Source organism: Rhodococcus erythropolis NBRC 15567 (assembly GCF_001552595.1).
Lineage (GTDB): Bacteria > Actinomycetota > Actinomycetes > Mycobacteriales > Mycobacteriaceae > Rhodococcus_F > Rhodococcus_F erythropolis.
On record NZ_BCRM01000001.1, the window covers coordinates 472,915 to 490,276 of the forward strand.

18 protein-coding genes are annotated in these 17,362 nt (G+C 62.1%); 10 read left to right on the forward strand and 8 right to left on the reverse strand.

Annotation, left to right across the window (positions count from 1 at the left end):
• Window positions 1-48: 48 nt before the first annotated feature.
• Together RE4_RS02270 and codB are read left to right on the forward strand one after the other, a co-directional pair.
• Entirely contained in the window at window positions 49-513 is a 465-nt protein-coding gene (locus RE4_RS02270) for a nucleoside deaminase (RefSeq protein ID WP_003940577.1), read from the forward strand.
• Window positions 510-1,841, forward strand: a complete 1,332-nt coding sequence (gene codB, locus RE4_RS02275; protein ID WP_060937913.1) for a cytosine permease — start codon at window positions 510-512, stop codon at window positions 1,839-1,841. The genes RE4_RS02270 and codB overlap by 4 nt, the downstream gene beginning before the upstream one ends.
• Before the next feature lie 94 nt (window positions 1,842-1,935).
• On the opposite strand, the gene RE4_RS02280 is transcribed toward codB, so the two are convergent.
• Window positions 1,936-2,787: a mechanosensitive ion channel family protein gene (locus RE4_RS02280; protein ID WP_020970954.1), complete on the reverse strand. Its 852-nt coding sequence runs from the start codon at window positions 2,785-2,787 to the stop codon at window positions 1,936-1,938.
• Window positions 2,788-2,867: 80 nt separating this feature from the next.
• On the opposite strand from RE4_RS02280, the gene RE4_RS02285 reads away from it, so the two are divergent.
• The 4 genes from RE4_RS02285 to RE4_RS02300 all read left to right on the forward strand — a co-directional run bounded on the left by RE4_RS02285 (window position 2,868) and on the right by RE4_RS02300 (window position 6,595).
• A complete protein-coding gene (locus RE4_RS02285; protein WP_003939783.1) occupies window positions 2,868-3,506 on the forward strand; it encodes a DUF2461 domain-containing protein in 639 nt (212 codons plus the stop codon).
• A gap of 428 nt (window positions 3,507-3,934) precedes the next feature.
• Complete coding sequence (locus RE4_RS02290; protein WP_007729992.1) at window positions 3,935-4,927, forward strand: ABC transporter substrate-binding protein; 993 nt, start codon at window positions 3,935-3,937, stop codon at window positions 4,925-4,927.
• Between the two features lie 83 nt (window positions 4,928-5,010).
• Entirely contained in the window at window positions 5,011-5,796 is a 786-nt protein-coding gene (locus tag RE4_RS02295) for an alpha/beta fold hydrolase (protein ID WP_031333816.1), read from the forward strand.
• A gap of 70 nt (window positions 5,797-5,866) precedes the next feature.
• The gene (locus RE4_RS02300; RefSeq protein ID WP_174531755.1) at window positions 5,867-6,595 is read left to right on the forward strand and encodes a Clp protease N-terminal domain-containing protein; all 729 of its coding nucleotides are present in this window, start codon (window positions 5,867-5,869) and stop codon (window positions 6,593-6,595) included.
• Here the strand turns inward: RE4_RS02300 and mqo are convergent.
• On the reverse strand, window positions 6,579-8,021 hold the full coding sequence (mqo, locus tag RE4_RS02305) for a malate dehydrogenase (quinone) (protein WP_060937914.1): 1,443 nt from the start codon (window positions 8,019-8,021) through the stop codon (window positions 6,579-6,581). The genes RE4_RS02300 and mqo overlap by 17 nt on opposite strands.
• A gap of 95 nt (window positions 8,022-8,116) precedes the next feature.
• On the opposite strand from mqo, the gene RE4_RS02310 reads away from it, so the two are divergent.
• The gene (locus RE4_RS02310) at window positions 8,117-9,025 is read left to right on the forward strand and encodes a LysR substrate-binding domain-containing protein (protein WP_060937915.1); all 909 of its coding nucleotides are present in this window, start codon (window positions 8,117-8,119) and stop codon (window positions 9,023-9,025) included.
• A gap of 58 nt (window positions 9,026-9,083) precedes the next feature.
• On the opposite strand, the gene RE4_RS02315 is transcribed toward RE4_RS02310, so the two are convergent.
• Window positions 9,084-9,287, reverse strand: a complete 204-nt coding sequence (locus RE4_RS02315) for a cold-shock protein (protein ID WP_003939930.1) — start codon at window positions 9,285-9,287, stop codon at window positions 9,084-9,086.
• A gap of 346 nt (window positions 9,288-9,633) precedes the next feature.
• Between RE4_RS02315 and RE4_RS02320 the strand changes: the two genes are divergently transcribed.
• Together RE4_RS02320 and RE4_RS02325 are read left to right on the forward strand one after the other, a co-directional pair.
• Window positions 9,634-10,683 (forward strand): ABC transporter substrate-binding protein, encoded by a 1,050-nt coding sequence (locus tag RE4_RS02320; protein WP_021331867.1) that lies wholly within the window; start codon window positions 9,634-9,636, stop codon window positions 10,681-10,683.
• Window positions 10,684-10,729: 46 nt separating this feature from the next.
• The gene (locus tag RE4_RS02325) at window positions 10,730-11,449 is read left to right on the forward strand and encodes a dienelactone hydrolase family protein (protein ID WP_060937916.1); all 720 of its coding nucleotides are present in this window, start codon (window positions 10,730-10,732) and stop codon (window positions 11,447-11,449) included.
• On the opposite strand, the gene RE4_RS02330 is transcribed toward RE4_RS02325, so the two are convergent.
• Window positions 11,450-12,175 carry an SDR family NAD(P)-dependent oxidoreductase gene (locus RE4_RS02330; RefSeq protein ID WP_019745509.1) on the reverse strand — a complete coding sequence of 242 codons (726 nt, stop codon included), beginning with the start codon at window positions 12,173-12,175 and terminating at the stop codon, window positions 11,450-11,452.
• Between the two features lie 72 nt (window positions 12,176-12,247).
• Between RE4_RS02330 and RE4_RS02335 the strand changes: the two genes are divergently transcribed.
• On the forward strand, window positions 12,248-12,787 hold the full coding sequence (locus RE4_RS02335) for a MarR family winged helix-turn-helix transcriptional regulator (RefSeq protein ID WP_020970947.1): 540 nt from the start codon (window positions 12,248-12,250) through the stop codon (window positions 12,785-12,787).
• Here RE4_RS02335 and RE4_RS02340 read toward each other — a convergent pair whose 3' ends face one another.
• Genes RE4_RS02340 through pcaB form a run of 4 tightly spaced genes read right to left on the reverse strand, consistent with a single transcriptional unit; the run spans window position 12,788 to window position 17,351 of the window.
• Complete coding sequence (locus RE4_RS02340) at window positions 12,788-13,999, reverse strand: acetyl-CoA C-acetyltransferase (protein WP_060937917.1); 1,212 nt, start codon at window positions 13,997-13,999, stop codon at window positions 12,788-12,790.
• 24 nt (window positions 14,000-14,023) lie between these two features.
• A complete protein-coding gene (locus RE4_RS02345) occupies window positions 14,024-14,848 on the reverse strand; it encodes an IclR family transcriptional regulator domain-containing protein (RefSeq protein WP_020909283.1) in 825 nt (274 codons plus the stop codon).
• Complete coding sequence (gene pcaDC / locus RE4_RS02350; RefSeq protein WP_019745506.1) at window positions 14,845-16,026, reverse strand: bifunctional 3-oxoadipate enol-lactonase/4-carboxymuconolactone decarboxylase PcaDC; 1,182 nt, start codon at window positions 16,024-16,026, stop codon at window positions 14,845-14,847. Before pcaDC ends, RE4_RS02345 begins: the two co-directional genes overlap by 4 nt.
• Window positions 16,023-17,351, reverse strand: a complete 1,329-nt coding sequence (pcaB, locus tag RE4_RS02355; protein ID WP_060937918.1) for a 3-carboxy-cis,cis-muconate cycloisomerase — start codon at window positions 17,349-17,351, stop codon at window positions 16,023-16,025. The genes pcaDC and pcaB overlap by 4 nt, the downstream gene beginning before the upstream one ends.
• Window positions 17,352-17,362 lie beyond the last annotated feature (11 nt).

The following is a 17,362-nucleotide window of genomic DNA, read 5'->3' on the forward strand; positions in this document are numbered from 1 at the left end:
GTGACACGAGCCACAATCGACGATTTTGGTCAGACTCCAGGAGCGCACATGAACCACCCGGCACACACCGATGAGTATTTTCTCGGACTTGCGATCGAACAGGCGAAGATCGGTTGGGAGGAGGGCGGCGTGCCGATCGGCGCGGCGCTGATTCACCGCGGCGAGGTTCTCGCAGTCGGACGCAACCGCCGGGTCCAGATGAACAGCGCCATCCGTCATGGAGAGACCGACTGCATCGAGCGCGCCGGACGACTGCCGGCCTCGGTGTATCGCGAGTGTGTCCTCTACACGACTTTGTCACCGTGCTTCATGTGCGCCGGAACGGCGCGCCTGTACGAGATCCCTCGAATCGTGGTCGGCGAAAATCGTTCCTTCGAGGCGTCGGAAGAATGGTTGCGCAGCAGCGGAATTCAGGTCGACGTCGTCGATGACGCGGAGTGTGTGGCACTGATGGACCGCATGCTGGCCGAGCGCCCGAGCCTGTGGCTCGAAGACATCGGCGAAGTTGTATGAGCAGCGCCGTCGAACCTGCCACGGCCGCAAGCGATTCGGAGAGTGCGGGTCACCCCGTCGATCCGGACTATCCCGTTAGTCCGGTTCCGCTTCATGCACGAAAGCCGTTCTTCTCGCTCGCGGTGGTGTTGCTGGGGTTCACCATCTTCACACCGACGATGTTGGCCGGAGCAGCGCTCGGTACCGCGTTCTCGTTCTGGAAACTGATGGTGGTGATCGCCGCCGGATCCGCCATCTTGGGGGTCTACGTCGCCATGATGGGGTTCGTCGGAGCCCGAACCGGGCTGACGACAGTTGTGATGGCGCGCTACAGTTTCGGCACCCGCGGGTCCAAGCTCGCTTCGATCCTGCTGGGCGGTACCCAGATCGGCTGGTACGGAGTCATCATCGGCACGATCGGCGATCTCACCGCGCAGGCATTGGGCTGGGATTCCTATCTCGCGCGGGCGTCGGTGATGATCGCGGCGAGCATCTTGATGTGCATCACCGCCTGCTACGGCTACCGCGGAATGTATTGGGTCTCGCTCGTCTCGACGCCCTTGATCCTGGCGTTGGCCTGCTGGGTCGTGTTCCGGTCCCTCGAGGAAGTCGGTGGGTTCTCCGGCCTGGTCTCGGTTCAACCGCAGACGACCATGACGATCGCGCTCGCAATCACCACTGTGGTCGGCACGTTTGTATCGGCGGGAACGCAAGCGCCCAACTGGACCAGGTTTGCCCGTTCCGGATCACAAGCGGTGTGGGCCTGCGTTATCGGGTTCCTCCTCGGAAACGGATTGATGATCCTGTTCGGTGCCATCGGAGCTATCACGTTCCACGAAGGTGACTTCGTGCTGATTCTCTACAACCTCGGGCTTGTCGGCTGGGGCCTGGTCTTGCTGTTCGGGAACCTCTGGAAGAGCAACGCCGACACCGCATACGCCTTCGGGGTGGCCGGCGCCGAACTGTTCAGAAAGCCCCGCAAGACCCCGTTCGTCATCGGTGGGTGTGTGATCGGCACGGCGCTCGCTCTGACCGGTGTGCACAACCATCTTGTCGACTATCTGAGCCTGCTCGGAACGTTCATCCCGCCATTGGGCGGTGTGATCATCGCGGACTTCCTGTGCCGGTGGCGGCGCGGCATTCCCGAGGGTTACACCCCGCAGCCGGTCCACTGGCGAAACCTCGCCGTCTATGCCGTCGCAGCGTTCCTCGCTTGGCTTTCCGGTGAGTTCGAGGTGGGAATCCCGCCGCTGATCGGAATCGTGGCAGCAATTGCCCTGACGATGTTCCTGCACAGGGTGTTTGGCAACAGCTCGGCAAATCGGGAGCTCTCGACCTCCACCGTCTGAATCGTGCGTCAGGCACCAGCGAGCCCCCGGTGGTTTCGACCCCGCCGGGGGCTCGCGTAATTGATGGAAAGGGCAGACGATTCCGTCTCAACCGTCAGCGCAGAACAGGCAGGTAAGGTGCCTCGATTCCCTGCTCTTCGAACGCAGTCAGCGCCGAGCGTGCAAATGCGCGCTGGACTGCCCACTGGCGCCCAGGCTTGACCTGCGCCGTCACTCGAATGGTAATTGCCTCGGCAGTAACCGAATTGACTCCCAGCATCTCCGGTTTGTCGATCATGTCCGCCCTGATCGGTTCGGACTCCGCCGCCTCGAGGACCGCGCGCGTCGCCACCTCGCACGCTTTGTGCACGTTCGCGTTGTGGGCGATCGGGAGATCGAGAACTGCAGTGGCGTAACCCTGACTCATGTTGCCCACTCGCAGGATTTCGCCATTGCGGCAGTACCACAAGGTGCCGTTGGCATCTCGAATCGTGGTGACACGCAGGCCCACTGTTTCGACGGTGCCGACCGCGTCACCGAGATCGACGACGTCGCCGACACCGTACTGATCTTCCAGCAACATGAAGATGCCGGAGAGGAAGTCACGCACCAGGTTTTGTGCACCGAAACCGATGGCAAGACCGATGACGCCGGCGGATGCGATGAACGGCGCGACGTTGATCCCGAGGATGCCGAGGATCTGCAGCACACACCAGACGAGGATGACGATGGACACCGTCGATTTGAGTACCGAACCGATGGTCCGGGCTCGCTGCGATCGGCGCTCGTTCACCTTGGCGTTCGGAGACTTGCGAGGCTTCGACATTCGATCGATCCCGCGGTGCAGTGCGAAGCGCAGAACGACTGCGAGCGCCACGTAGATCGCGATCTCGACGGGTCGGTGTATCAGCCAGTCTCGGTTGGTGTCGGTCAGTTCCCATGCTTGTATTTCGGAAATCATCCCCATGCATTCTACGGATTCCGGCCGATCCGGGCATCGTCGCAGGGCAGGCGGTCCAAAGCCGTACAGGCAGCTAGGCTTACGCCATGGCTGCGTTCACTGGCATACCCGTTGCTGCACTCGACTTCTACGAAGACCTGGAGGCCGACAACAGCAAGACCTGGTGGGCAGCGCACAAGGAGACGTACGACGAAGTGGTTCGTCGTCCGATGGCGTCGTTGACCGCGGCGTTGGAGGACGAATTCGGCACGGCCAAGCTCTTTCGGCCATATCGTGACGTTCGATTCTCGAAGGACAAGATCCCGTACAAGACGCACCAGGGAGCGTTCGTCGGTCTCGCCGAGAGCTGTGGCTACTACGTGCAGATCGACGCGGCAGGGTTGATGGTGGCCGGTGGTTTCTACGCCAGCAGTTCGGAGACCATCGCGCGTTATCGTGCGGCTGTCGACGACGACGTTCGAGGGCCGGAGCTCGAGAAGATCTTGGCCTCCGTCGAGAAGGCCGGATTCACGATCGGCGGCGACAAGCTCAAGACGGCACCTCGCGGATACACGGTCGACCACCCGCGGATCGAATTGCTGCGTCACAAGTCGCTGACTGCTGGTCGTAGTTACCCAAGCCCGTCGTGGCTGGACAGCGCCAGGACATTGAAGGAAGTTCGCACAGCGTGGCGCGCACTGACGCCCTTGGTCGAATGGTCCGGACAGGTGCTCGGACCGAACTGACTGTCCGACAGAAAAGTGTGACGTAGCCGTAGGAGAGTTCACCTCGAGTTCATCGAAACTCGAGACGCCTGGGGCTAGCGTGGTGTGTGTAACCGCAAGTTTCGGCCCCGCTTCGAGTCGCAGCGCCGCAGTTCGAAGCCATTTTCTCTCGATCGACATCGTGAACAACCCGTGTCAGTGGAGACCATCATGGCTATGTTTCTCGCTCTCGTCCTGATCATCTCGGTCCTCGGAATCGTCGGCACCTACCTCGCGTTCAGTGCGGTCTACTTCGTCGAGATGCGCAAACTCGACAAGTGAGGGGTGCGAATTGGCCTGATTCGACTATTTCTGGGCCGATCGCGACGACCCTCCCTGCGTACGCTGTTAGGGCATCCTTATCCGCTCGCAACAGTGGATGATTCATTTCTTCTGGAGGTTCGACACGCATGCCCGCTCAATCCACGCTCTTGCTTCCCGAGGGCTACTCCGACAACCGCCTCGTTTCGGACCTCACACGTCGGCAGTTCGGCTTCGGCGCCGGGATCGCCGGACTGGGCGCGTTCCTGGCGGCCTGCGGTGACAGCGGGAGCAGTTCGGGTGAAACCGAAATGCGTTCTGTGACGACACCTCTCGGTACCTACGACATTCCCGTCAATCCGAAGAGGGTTGTCGCGATCGACTCGCGGCTCGATCTGGAACCTGCTGTAGCTCTGGAACTTCCGCTCGTCGGCTACACGTACGCCCAGGCGACACCGTGGGTGCCTATCGATTCGTCGGTACCGTTCCTGTCGGAGATCCCCAACCGCGAACAGATCTTGGCGCTCGAGCCCGACCTGATCGTGTGTCTCAACTACGAGAGCGAGTGGTGGCCGGTAGCCGAGATGTCCACCATCGCACCGGTTCTGACGACCGAGTTCACCGACGACTGGCGTACAAACCTCTCGCGGTTGTCGGGCTGGCTCGGTCGAACGGCCACACTCGATCGATTGACGCTCGACTACGACAATCTGATTTCCGACATCCGCAGTCGCCATGCCGAGAAGATTGCGTCCAAAACCGTTGCCAGTGTCTCGTTCATGCCAGACACGAACACGCTGTACGTCACGAGCATCCGTACGTCCGAGAAGGGCGACAAGCCCAGCGACATGACGCTCGGCGACATCGGTGGCAAAACTGCCACCTCGGAGGGCCTCGATCCCGAGGGCGGCGTCAGCCTCGAAGGCCTCGATGTGCTGGCCGGCGTCGACGGCTTCATGATCACCGAAAACGAGGACAGTGCCGCGTACCAGGCATTGGTGGCGAGCAAGCTGTGGCAGCGACTCCCGGCAGTGCAGGCTGGCAACGTCACCAGTCTGGGCGGCTCCACGTTCTACGGTTCGATCTACACGATTTCATACGTGGCACAGGGTTGGGATGCCCTGTACAACAAGATCAGCTGAAGCCTCTGCCGACCGGACCGATGAGTTTCGGTAACGCGGGCGGTCTAATCAGGTAGGCATTGACCAAACCTGAGGAGATCGACGTGCAAACAGAGCAATCCCCAGCGGTAGTGCAATCCCGCGACGGTACGACCATCGCATACGAACGCTCCGGTGCCGGACCAGCAGTGGTTCTGGTTGCCGGAGCGTTCTGCGATCGAGGATGGTTCGATTCTCTCGCTGCTGCGTTGGCGGCGGACTTCACGGTGTACTCGTACGACAGGCGCGGACGCGGGGACAGCGGTGACAGTCGCGCGTTCTCGATCGACGCCGAGGTGGAGGACTTGCGAGCGGTCGTCGCTGCCACTGGTGAAACGCCGCTGGTCTACGGATTGTCGTCGGGTGCTGCGCTGGCTTTGGAAGCCGCTGCGCAGGCCGTTCCGATGCGTAAGCTCGCCGTCTACGAGGCGCCGTACATGGACGACGACCAGCGTGACGAGACTGCCCAAAGTGACCTGGAGCGGTTGATCGCGGCCGGCGACAGGGAAGGTGCTGTGACGCGTTTTCTGGATCTGACCGGTGCATCCCCGGAGATGGTCGACGAGATCAAGCGGAGTGCCGATTGGCCCGACATGTGCGCCATCGCGCACACCTTGCCTTACGACGTCGCCGTGTGTGATCACGGCTGTCAGTCGCTCGACTGGCTTGCCTCCATTACCGTCCCCACGTTGGTCATGTACGGCGGTGACAGTGGTCAGTGGGCGCCTTCTTCGGCGACGAGAATCGCTGCAAAAGTCTCGGGGACAAAGACTTTGGAGATCCCCGGTCAGGGTCACGGCGTTGCCGACGACGCTATTGTCCCGGCTCTGCGTGAGTTCTTTTCCGGCTAATCGCTGTGCGGCGAAAACGATCGTCAACCTAGGGTTGACGTTTTCGATTGCGTCAACCTATGGTTGACGCATGAGCAAGCCAGTGGAAATGACCAACAAGGTTCGACTCGACGACCTCATCGACGCGATCAAGAAGGTGCACACCGACGCGCTCGACCAACTTTCCGACGCCGTGATCGCCGCTGATCATCTCGGTGAAGTTGCAGATCACCTGATCGGCCACTTCGTCGACCAGGCGCGCAGGTCGGGAGCGTCGTGGACGGAGATCGGTGCGAGCATGGGTGTGTCGAAGCAGGCTGCGCAGAAGCGTTTTGTTCCCAAGGCGCCGAGTGATCAGAAGCCGATGGATCCGAACGAAGGGTTCAACCGGTTCACTCCTCGGGCGAAGAACGTCGTCATGGCCTCGCAGAACGAAGCCCGCGCTGCCGGTAACGCAGAGATCCAGCCCCAGCACCTGCTCCTGGGGCTTGTCGAGGAGCCTGCTGGGTTGGCTGCGAAGGCGATAGTGGCGCAGGGGGTGGAGCTCGGTTCCGTCCGAGCTGCAGTGGCCGGTGTACTCCCGGCTCCGACTTCCGAACTGCCAGAACTTATTCCGTACGACGCTCGCGCGCGCAAGGTGCTGGAACTGACGTTCCGTGAGGCTCTTCGCCTGGGCCACAACTACATCGGAACCGAGCACATCCTGCTCGCGCTGCTCGAACTCGAAGACGGATCAGGTGTTCTGGCTGATCTCGGAATCTCGAAGTCGGTTGCGGAGTCGAATATCGTGGGAGCGTTGGCCGTCATTCAGGATCAGTGATCGGTGTCAGTGCCGGCATCAATTCCTTAAGTGCCGGCATCCATTGCTCGATGTGGTTCGGAAAGCACTTGGCGAGTACGTCCGTCATGACAGATGGTGCAACCGAAGCTCCCGGAGATGCACCCAGGAGACCGGCAATCGATCCCTCTGCGCTGGTGATTACCTCTGTGCCGAATGTCAGCATCCCGACCTTTCTCGGGTGAGGTTTCACCAATTGGGCGCGCTGCCCGGCCTGAATCAGCTTCCAGTCTGCGGGATCGGCCTCGGGATAGAAGCGTTGCAGTGCGGCAAACTTGCGCCGTTTCGATGACAGTAATTGGCTGAACAGGTATCGGACAAGCGAGATGTTCTGTATTCCGACAGCAAGCAATACTGCGACGTTTCGGAATCGGATCGTAGCGAACAAGTCAGTTAGCTTGCCATGCTTGAGGAGTCGTGTGCTGAAGGTGGCATACGGTCCGAACATCAATGACGGGCAGCCGTCGACCATACGCCTGTCGAGATGGGGGACCGACATCGGTGGTGCTCCGATCGCGGCCTGGCTGTACACCTTCGCGTTGTGGGAGTCGACGACGGTGCGTTTCTCGGTATGCAGGAACTGGGCTCCGAGTGGGAACACCGCATAGCCTCGAACCTCGGGAACTCGCGCCTTCTGAAGGAGCCTGAGTGCGTACCCACCTGCGCCGACGAAGACGAATCTTGATCTCAGTTGGAACCGAATGCCAGAGATAGTGTTTCGCCCACAGATAAGCCACGTGCCGTCTGTCATGCGCTGGAGTGATGTTACGTCGTGGCTCGTGCGGATGCGTGCACCACGATTTGTCATGGTGTGAAGCAGTTCTCGGGTCAGAGCACCGAAGTCCACGTCTGTACCTGCTGCGTATCGAGTCGCAGCTATCGGTTCGGAATCCATTCGGCCGCGCATCATCAGCGGCGCCCAATTATTCACCGTCTGAGGATCTTCTGTGTACTCCATGGCTGAGAATTCGGGTAATCCGTGTAGCGTGGCGTGGCGCTGACGTAGATATTCGATGTCTCGTTCGCCGAAAACGACGTCCATGTGAGGGGTTGGGTTGACGAACGATGAGGTTTGTTTCAGCTCGCCGGTTTCCGTGAGTGATCCCCAGAATTGGCGAGACAGGTGGAATTGGTGGCTGATCTCTACAGCTTTCGCGGGGTCGCTGGGGTCGGGCATGTAGTTCAGTTCGCATAGGCCCGAATGGCCGGTTCCTGCGTTGTTCCACGGGTTGGAGCTTTCGCCGGCGGGTTCGCCCAGCCTTTCGAGTACCTCGATGGACCAATCGGGTTGGAGTCTCGCGATCAATGCACCCAGCGTTGCCGACATGATCCCGGCGCCGATGAGTATTGCGTCGAGTGGGGGCTCTTCGGAACCAGGTTTCGATCCCGACGGTTGTGACGTGAACATGGGCGGCCTTTCCTCAGAGGTAGGGGTGTATGTGCATCGTGGTCCCAAACAGACTCATCCGTCCAATGAAGAAACCATCGGTTTATGATCCGAATATGGATGAGTTTCGATCGGCTGAAGTAGAAGGGCTGGCGCCGCTTCTGGCGGCCTTCGATGTGGCAGCGGAGGAAGGCCACATCACGAGAGCTTCCGACCTGCTCGGGATTCCTCAGTCCTCGCTCAGCCGGAGATTGAAGACGCTCGAAAAGACGCTGGGATTTCAGCTTTTTCAGCCGGTTGGGCGCCGGGTTGCACTGACCTCGGCAGGGCGCGAATTACACGAACTAACTAGCCGCCTCGTCAAGGAGCTGGACAACGCAGTAGGTCTGGTCCGTAGTAACGCGGATCCGGAGGGTGGCCTCGTACGATTCGGGTTTCCACTGACATTGGGCCCGATCAGCGTCCCGTCGCTGCTCGCAGAGTTTCACGAGGCGGCGCCGCGGGTGCGATTGAACCTTGTGCAAGCGCATGGGGAATCACTCGCGCAAATGGTCCGAGACGGGCGTCTGGATCTTGCCGTGATGATTCCAGCACCGGAGGACTTGCCCACAACGCTGTTGGGGCATCAGCAAATACTCCTGCATGTGGGTACTGGACATCGATTAGCGGCGAGAGATTGTGTCGACCTCGCGGAACTGGTCGACGAGACATTCATCGCGAGTCCGCCCACCTATCACCTTCGGATGTTGCTCGACTCTTGCTGTATGCAAACCGGATTCGAGCCGAGGGTTGCATTCGAGATCACGGAGTTCGAAACGATTCGTGCCCTGGTCTCGCGTGGTCTCGGTATCGCGTTGCTCCCCATCGCCGAGGTCGATCACCCGGATCTCGTCGCTGTTCCGGTAACGGGCGTTCGCGATCGAACCATCGCGTTGGCCGTCGGCAATTACCGCCTGACGCCCGCCGTAATTCGACTGCGTGATCACCTGATTGCTCGTGCAACAGCGCTTCTCGGGTCGCCGTAAGGACAATGCAGAAGAGGGCCGCACCCTTGCGGGTGCGGCCCTCTTCTTGTGTCACTGATTAGACAGCGCGCACATTGGTGGCCTGAGGACCCTTCTGGCCCTGGCCAACCTCGAACTCCACACGCTGGTTCTCGTCGAGCGACTTGTAGCCGTTGCCCGAGATTTCAGAGTAATGAACGAACACGTCCGGTGTTCCGTCGTCGGGAGCGATGAAACCAAAGCCCTTTTCGCCGTTGAACCACTTCACGATGCCCTGTGCCATACCGATACTCCCTACAAACTCGATCCGGGCCCTCACATCGAAGTCCCGATCTCGATGTGTCTATCCTCCCACGCCGCGCAAGTCGAACGGTGGGCGACGTGCAAAAGACGGTAATTCGGAAGCTTTCGAGGAGGGAATGGCAACTGATCTTCGACTGATTTTCGACGCTGGAGCGACCCGATCGCCGAAGGCAGGGACTGGTGGCTCGCCCAACTGCCTGCGGTGATAGATCAGCGGGAATGTACTTGTCCGCTCGAGAACGGTCCATATTTATCGCTCCGATCTCTCGGAATCGCAAACGTAGGAACCCTATGGAAGATGAGGGTGGGCTAACCTCTCATTCGCTGTGCCCTCGGCGCGCGCAGCAGTCGCCGAGAAGGAGAGTGCATACATGTACGGAACGATTTGTGAATCCACGACGTCTGAACTGGTGGACCAGCTCAGTCGCCGTGGGTTCTTCGGCGTCGGCGCAGTGGCAGCGGCCGCCATCCTTGCGGGTTGTTCGACTACGTCAGATGCTTCTGATGCCGGCGAACAACGCGAGGTGATCAATGCGCTCGGCACCACCACGATCTCGGGGAAGCCGGAAAGGATCGTTGTTGCCAGCGACTTCACGGATCTCGAATTCCTGCTCTCTCTCGGCGTTCACCCAGTCGCCTACGGCAATACGGGTGCGTGGGACCGCGGTGCACTGCCTTGGCAGAGCACCGCTGGAATAGCCGATCTCGAAAGCTTCGACACCACAGGCGAAATCAACCCGGAAATCATCGCGCGCTACTCACCGGATCTCATCATCGGAATGAAGACCTATCTCGAACCGGCAGCCGAGAGGCTCAGCCAGATCGCGCCTGTCATCGCGCTGGACTGGACCACCTCGTGGCGTGACGGCGTCGCCACGGTCGGGCAGGCCGCTTTTGTCGACGAGGCCGCTGCTGCAGCGATCGCCCGGACCGACGCCCTGATCTCCGACACTGCCGCTTCGCTGAATGGCTTGGGTGGCAAGACGATCATGATCGGCTCGATGTACGGCGATCAGTTGTATGTGCAGGGGGATGCCAGTGCGCCCGGGGTTCTGCTGCGCGAACTCGGACTCAACTATCGCGGATACAACGCCGAGCAGATGACTGCGCTGTCGATGGAGCAGGCGGAGGTACTAGCACCCGCAGACATTTTGCTCAGCCTCGCTTCTGATCAGGAAGCGACGACGAGGTTGGAGAACTTCGCAGTTTTCCAGAACCTCCCCGCGGTGAAGGCGCGAGCCTATGCGCCGGTCGAACTTCTGCTCTCGAATGCCTTTGTCGACAATTTCGGTCCACTGAGCGCGCCGTACGCCTTGCCGCAGCTCGCCGAGGTCTTGACCGGGCTTGCGGCGGGCCAGGGAAAACAACTCCCCTGACCTCGCTTCCGAGCGTACGGACCCTGCGTCGGCCTAGCATCGAAACATGGTGGACATAGATCTGACTGGCCGCGCCGCAGTTGTCGGCGGATCACAACCGCTGCGAGCGATACTCGAAACCCCCACTACCCCCGGCCCGTGGCCGGGGGTAGTGATGATTCACGAGGCCTTCGGGCTCGAGGAGGTGATGCAGCGGCAAGCCAAGCGGCTGGCCTCTGCGGGATTCCTGACGCTCGCTGTCGACCTCTACAGCGCGGGCGGGGCGAAGCGGTGCCTCGTGCCCACCATGACGTCGATGCTTCGAGGACACGGCAAGGCGTTCACCGACATCGAAGTCGCTCGCAGTTGGCTTTTGGAATCCCCGGACTGCACCGGAAAGATCGGTGTCATCGGATTCTGCATGGGCGGCGGCTTCGCGATGGTCAGCGCCGGAGATTTCGATGCTGCCTCGGTCAACTACGGTCAGCTTCCACGCAAACTCGATGAGGCCGTGGTGGATGCGTGCCCGATCGTCGGGAGTTTCGGAGGCAAGGACTTCTCGCTCCGGGGTGCGGCAGCGAAGCTGGAGACGGCGCTCAGCAATGCCGGTATCGAGAACGACGTCAAGGAGTACCCCACCGCCGGCCACGCGTTCCTCAACGACGCGGAGGCCGGACCCAAGGTGCTTCGTCCGTTGGAGCGCATCCTCGGAATCGGTCCCGATCCTGTTGCAGCGCAGGACGCCTGGAAGCGAATCGACTCGTTCTTCGAGCGCCACCTGGCCTGATCAGCGACTGGTTCTCTCACCGCCGTTGACTGCCAATACCTGACCGGTGATCTGCCGGGCGCCAGGTGAGGCCAAGAAGTGGACGGCTGATGCGATGTCGTCCGGTGTTCCGGCGCGCTTGGTGGTGGTGGACTCGATCAGCATCGCGCGACGCTCGTCCGTCAGAAAGTCTCGGAAGAACTCGGTGTCGGCGATGTAGCCGGGGGAGACGATGTTCGCGGTGATGCCTTCGGGGCCCAGTTCGGCGGCCAGATCGATATTCCACGTCGCAACTGCGGCTTTGGCAGCGCCGTACGCGCCCGCGCCCTTGTCGGCGGCGATCGATCCGATGGTGATGACGGCACCGCCGCTGGGGATTCGATCGCGAACTGCGGCTGTGGTCAGCACTGCCGAGATGAGATTGGAGTCCAGATTCGCACGCCACCCGGCGGCCAGGGATTCCAGATCTGACGGTGCCTCGCGATCGAAGTCCGTGTTGCCACCGGCGCAGTGCACCACGACGTCGATGGTTCCCGGAAGCGAATCCTGCAGCCGCTTCAGGTCTTTCGGGTCGGAGTTGTCACACGTCAAGGCGTGAACATCGGAACCCAACTCCTCTGCAGTCTTTTCGAGTGGTTCCGTGCGTCGGCCGGTGACAAAAACTGTGTCTCCCTCTCGGGCGAACGCCGCTGCAACTGCGCGTCCGATCCCTGTTCCGCCGCCGGTGACCAGAACTGTGCGTGTCATGCCTACCTCCGTGAGCTACGTTTAGACCTATACGAAGAACGTATCATTTAGAGCTAAATGAGGTGTGCAGTGGTGGGCGATTACAACCCGGACGATGCGGTGGACGCGGTTGCGTTGGCCTGGCTTCGCGAAAGGCCGGGCACGCCCGTAGAGGGTATCGGCATTGTGACCAGGCTGTGGATGTGCGCCAAGCTGCTCGGTGAGGATCGCCGACGGGTACTCGCCTCGGCCGGTGCGGACACAGCCACGCTGGACCTACTCAGTGTCCTGCGGCGATCCGGCGAGCCGTATCAGTTGACGACTCGCCAGATCACCGAGCAGACCGGAGTCACGGCCGGTGCGATCTCGCAGCGACTCGCGCGCGCGGAGAACGCGGGTCTGGTGGAGAGGTCCTCCGCCGCGCAAGGGTCACGACTAGTGCTCGTGACCCTCACTGCCGCCGGTCACGAGCTGGTGGAGCAATTGGTGGACCGAGTCCTCGGCCGTGAAGCCGAACTGACGTCGATTCTCACCGAGCAGCAGCAGGCCGAACTCACCGAACTGCTGCGTGTCTTTCTCGACGGTCTACGCGGCGAACTCGGTGACCCTGGCGTCGCGCACGTCGGGGCTTGATCAGGACAGGCGCTCGAACACTGCAGCCAGGCCCTGCCCGCCGCCGATGCACATCGTCTCGAGGCCGTAACGCGCTTCGCGACGGTCCATCTCGCGCAACAGGGTGGCCAGGATTCGTCCACCCGTGGCACCGACCGGATGGCCGAGGGAGATGCCGGAGCCGTTGGGGTTGACGCGTGGGTCGTCGGCTTCGAGCTTCCAACTCTGCAGGACTGCAAGTGCTTGTGCCGCAAAGGCTTCGTTGAGTTCGATGACATCCATGTCCGCCAGGGTCAATCCGAGGCGGCCGAGTGCCTTCTCCGACGCCGGGACGGGACCGATGCCCATGGTGCGCGGGGGAACTCCGGCAACGCTCCAACTCGCCAGGCGTGCGAGGGGTCGCAGTCCGAGTGCGCGGGCTTTGTCTGCGGTGGTGACGATCGCCAGCGCTGCGCCGTCGTTCTGGCCGCTGGCATTACCTGCCGTCACGGTGGAGTCCGGGTCGATCTTTGCGCGCATGGGACGAAGGCGTGCAAGCGATTTCATCGAAGTGTCGGCCCGCGGATGCTCGTCGGTGTCGACGAGCAGGGCCTCACCCTTGCGCTGCGGAACGGATACCGGAACGATTTCCTCGGCGAAGACGCCGTTCTTCTGTGCGGCAACGGCACGCTGATGCGACTGCACCGCGAGTGCGTCCTGATCTTCGCGGCTGATGGAGAACTCGGCGCGCAGGTTCTCTGCCGTTTCGATCATTCCGCCGGGAACCGGGAAGTCGCGTCCGCCGGCTGTCACGCGGGCGCGCGCGAGACGATCGCTGAGCGCAACACCTTCACCCTTGACACCCCAACGCATTCCGGTTGCGTAGAACTCAGCCTGGCTCATCGACTCGGCACCACCCGCGAGGACCAGATCACTGCCACCGGACTGAACCTGCATGACGGCCTGGATGATTGCCTGCAATCCCGACCCGCACCGGCGATCCACCTGCATGCCGGGAACATCGACGCCCAGACCGGCGTTGAGCGCCGCGATGCGTCCGATCGCCGGAGCTTCACCGTTCGGCGAAGCCTGGCCGAGAATGACGTCGTCGATCTCCGCGCCGGAAATGCCGGTACGCGTGACGAGTTCGGCGATCAACGTCGAGGCGAGATCTTCCGGGGCTACGTCACGGAAGACACCGCCGAAGCGGCCGACAGGGGTACGGAGCGGTTCACAGATGACAACGTCAGGCATTGGTTCTTCCTTGGGTCTGCTCGGTCAGCGAGTGGCAGCCGAGTGGTTGTTGGACGACTGAGTACGTCCGAGATCGACGGAGATGGCGTCCGCGGTGGCGACTGCGGCCGGAACCAGTTCACCGCGAACAGCTTCGGCGCTGTAGCGGGCGGCTTGGGTGGAGATGTTGACAGCCGCGACCACATCACCGGTTGCGTCCCGGATGGGTGCGGCGAGCGAGCGCAGACCCTCTTCGAGTTCCTGATCGACAATCGCGAATCCGTCGGCGCGAATCTTCTCGAGTTCGGCACGCAGACCGTCGGCGGTGGAGATGGTCTTGCCGGTCAGACGGGTGAAGGACACTCGGGCGAGGTAGGCGTCCAGGGCGTCGTCCGGCAAGCCGGCGAGCAGAACCCTACCCATGGATGTGGCGTACGCGGGAAAGCGCGTGCCGATGGTGATGGAAACCGTCATGATGCGGCTGACCGGAACACGGGCCACGTACACGACGTCATCACCGTCGAGGATCGACACGGACGTGGATTCACGGACCTTGGCGGACAAGGCTTCCAGATGCGGCCCGGCGATCTCGGGAAGGGACAGACTGGAGAGGTAGCTGTAGCCGAGTTCGAGGACACGGGGCGTCAACCAGAACACCGAACCGTCAGTACGTACGTATTCGAGTTCGACGAGTGTGAGCAGGAAGCGGCGAGCAGTCGCACGCGTGAGATCGGTGTGCCTGGCAACCTCGCTGAGGGTGCGACGCGGGTGCTCACCGTCGAAAGCCTTGATGACGGACAGCCCACGGGCCAGCGACTGCACGTAGTCCGGTGACGGTCCCGGCGCTTGCTCGCTGCTGTTCTCACTCATGTTGTCTCGTTCTCCTCAGGTTCGGCCGAGAGGTCTGCGAGTGCTTGCTTTCCCAGCGCAAAAGCCAAGTTGCTGTTCGGCACACCCGCATAGACCGCGGTATGGAGAAATACTTCCACGAGTTCGTCGGGATCGATCCCGGCACGCAGCGCAGCGCGAATATGCATGTCGAGTTCGTGTTCGTTGCCGACGGCGGTGAGGATCGCGAGAGTGAGGAGCCTGCGGGTGTGGTGATCGAGGCCGGGGCGTGACCAGATGTCGCCCCACGCCGTGCGAGTGATGAAGTCCTGGAACGGGGCCGTGAATTCGGTGGCACCGGCGATGGAACGATCGACGTGGGCGTCGCCGAGCACCTGACGTCGTACGGTCATACCTGCCGATACCGCGGCGCTACGTTGGGCGAGCGCAGATGTGTGCGAGGCAATATGCGTTGCAAGCAGTTTGGTGACGCGCCCGGCCTGTTCGACGTTGGCGAGGTGTGCGCCGGGATCGACCACGTGCAGTACCGCATCGGCGATACCGTCGGCGATCGCGCTCAACGTCGCCGGAGGTGTCGACGGATCCTGCTCGCCCGCGACGAGGAGCGTCGGAGCGACGATGCGGGCCAGGTCGGCGCGGCCGTCCCACATCGAAAGCGCCTCGCAGCAGGCGGCATAACCCTCGTCGGGTGTGGCTTCGACCATCGCGACGTGGCGGGCGACAAGCTCCGGATCGTTTTCGGCCAGTCCCGGCGTGAACCAGCGTCCGACGACGGCGGCCGCGATGGACGCGATGCCGTCCGCACGGACAGCCTGCGCACGATCGATCCATGGCTGAGTCGGGGCGAACTGCGAGGACGTGCACATCAACGTCAACGTCTCGACGCGAGTGGGGTGGTGCGCGGCGATCCACTGGCTGACAGCGCCGCCGAGGGAGAGCCCAACGAGATGTACGGACTCGAGTTCGAGCGAATCGAGGAGAGCGATGACATCGCCGGCAAGATCGGCAATGGAGTAGGGGCCCGCAGGCACCGGTGACTTGCCGTGGCCGCGATGATCGACGGCGATGACGCGGTAGCGATTCGACAGCGCGTGAATCTGCGGCTGCCACATGGACAGATCGGATCCGAGTGAACCCAGGAGAACCACTGCCGGGGCATCGGGATTGCCGGTCTGTTGAAAGTTGAGCGCGACGCTCATCGAGATCCTCCTGTGGGGCGTTCGGCGAGGGCGCGGTCGACCAGATCGGTGGCGTGGCCCAGATAGTGTGCGGGGTCGAGTAGTTCGGCGATCTCGGTTTCGCTCAGGTGCTCTGCGATGGCGGGATCACGATCCAACCTGGTTCCGGAAGTGGCTGCCGCGGTGACGATGTCGCGTGCTCGATCAGTGTGTGCGGACAGGGCCTTGGTGACACGCTCGGCGAGAATCAGGCCACCGGTGATGTCTAGATTACGAGCCATCGACTCGGTGTGTACTTGCAGGCCGGTGAGGCTCACGGAAAGCTGGTGCGCTGCTCCGCCTGCCAGACGCAGGAGATCGGTGACGGTTTCCCACTCGGCGTGCCAGGGGCCTGCGGCGCGAGCGAATTCGTGATCCATGTTCGACAGGGCTGTGGCCACCAGGGCGGGAGTACGTCGCGCTGCCGCGCGGGCGGTGATCGCGGCAACCGGATTCTGCTTGTGGGGCATGGCCGATGAGCCGCCCGGAGCGCTCTCGGCGACCTCGGACAGCTCGGTGGACGCCATGACGGTGATGTCGGTGGCGGGCTTGGAAACGGCGCCGGCGACGATACCGAGTGTGGTCGCGAGTTCTGCGATGGTCACGCGGTCGGTGTGCCAGGGAGTGACCTGCCTGGCCAGACCGAGTTCGTCGGCCAGCGCGTCCGCGATCCTGAGTCCGTCGGGATACAACGCAGCGAGTGTTCCTGCGGCTCCGCCGAATTGAACCGGCAACGTGGACAGCACGATTTCGAGACGAATCGCTGCGGCGTCGAGTGCGGTGAACCAACTCGATGCCAGTAGCCCGAAGGTGGTCGGAAGTGCTTGTTGTCCCAGGGTTCTCGCGACCATCGGAGTAGAGCGATGGATGCGGGCGAGGTGGGCGGCGGAATCGGCGGCGCGGGTCAGGTCGGCCAGAACCACCGCGCCCGCGCGTCGCGTCAACAGCATCAGCGCACAATCCATGATGTCCTGACTGGTGGCGCCCGGGTGCACCACGGAGGCAGGCACGCCTTCCTGTCCCACCCTTTCGCGCAGCATCTTCACCAGCGGAATGACGGGATTTCCGCCGGCAGCCGACGCGCGGCCGAGCGCCACGATGTCCAGGCCGCCCGGTTGTGAGAGTTCAGCTGCGGCGGTCGCCACCGCGGCGCAATGTTCCCCGTCGGCCAACCCGACAGTGGCCATCGCACAACTCAGTGCGGCTTCCACTTCGAGCAGCGCGGTGACCCACGCCTGGTCGGACAGGTGCTCCGATACTCGGGTGGCCCCGAACACCGGGTCGAACAGTGCGCCGCGAGTGGGCATGTGTACTCCTC

Coding starts and splice junctions, on each gene's coding strand:
- RE4_RS02330 (WP_019745509.1), bottom strand. CDS start 12,175: ATGACACGCACAGTTCTGGTCACCGGCGGCGGAACAGGGATCGGACGC.
- mqo (WP_060937914.1), bottom strand. CDS start 8,021: ATGTTCACGTCACAACCGTCGGGATCGAAACCTGGTTCCGAAGAGCCC.
- pcaB (WP_060937918.1), bottom strand. CDS start 17,351: ATGCCCACTCGCGGCGCACTGTTCGACCCGGTGTTCGGGGCCACCCGA.
- pcaDC (WP_019745506.1), bottom strand. CDS start 16,026: ATGAGCGTCGCGCTCAACTTTCAACAGACCGGCAATCCCGATGCCCCG.
- RE4_RS02325 (WP_060937916.1), top strand. CDS start 10,730: ATGGTGGACATAGATCTGACTGGCCGCGCCGCAGTTGTCGGCGGATCA.
- codB (WP_060937913.1), top strand. CDS start 510: ATGAGCAGCGCCGTCGAACCTGCCACGGCCGCAAGCGATTCGGAGAGT.
- RE4_RS02290 (WP_007729992.1), top strand. CDS start 3,935: ATGCCCGCTCAATCCACGCTCTTGCTTCCCGAGGGCTACTCCGACAAC.
- RE4_RS02310 (WP_060937915.1), top strand. CDS start 8,117: ATGGATGAGTTTCGATCGGCTGAAGTAGAAGGGCTGGCGCCGCTTCTG.
- RE4_RS02285 (WP_003939783.1), top strand. CDS start 2,868: ATGGCTGCGTTCACTGGCATACCCGTTGCTGCACTCGACTTCTACGAA.
- RE4_RS02345 (WP_020909283.1), bottom strand. CDS start 14,848: ATGAGTGAGAACAGCAGCGAGCAAGCGCCGGGACCGTCACCGGACTAC.
- RE4_RS02280 (WP_020970954.1), bottom strand. CDS start 2,787: ATGGGGATGATTTCCGAAATACAAGCATGGGAACTGACCGACACCAAC.
- RE4_RS02315 (WP_003939930.1), bottom strand. CDS start 9,287: ATGGCACAGGGCATCGTGAAGTGGTTCAACGGCGAAAAGGGCTTTGGT.
- RE4_RS02340 (WP_060937917.1), bottom strand. CDS start 13,999: ATGCCTGACGTTGTCATCTGTGAACCGCTCCGTACCCCTGTCGGCCGC.
- RE4_RS02270 (WP_003940577.1), top strand. CDS start 49: ATGAACCACCCGGCACACACCGATGAGTATTTTCTCGGACTTGCGATC.
- RE4_RS02300 (WP_174531755.1), top strand. CDS start 5,867: ATGAGCAAGCCAGTGGAAATGACCAACAAGGTTCGACTCGACGACCTC.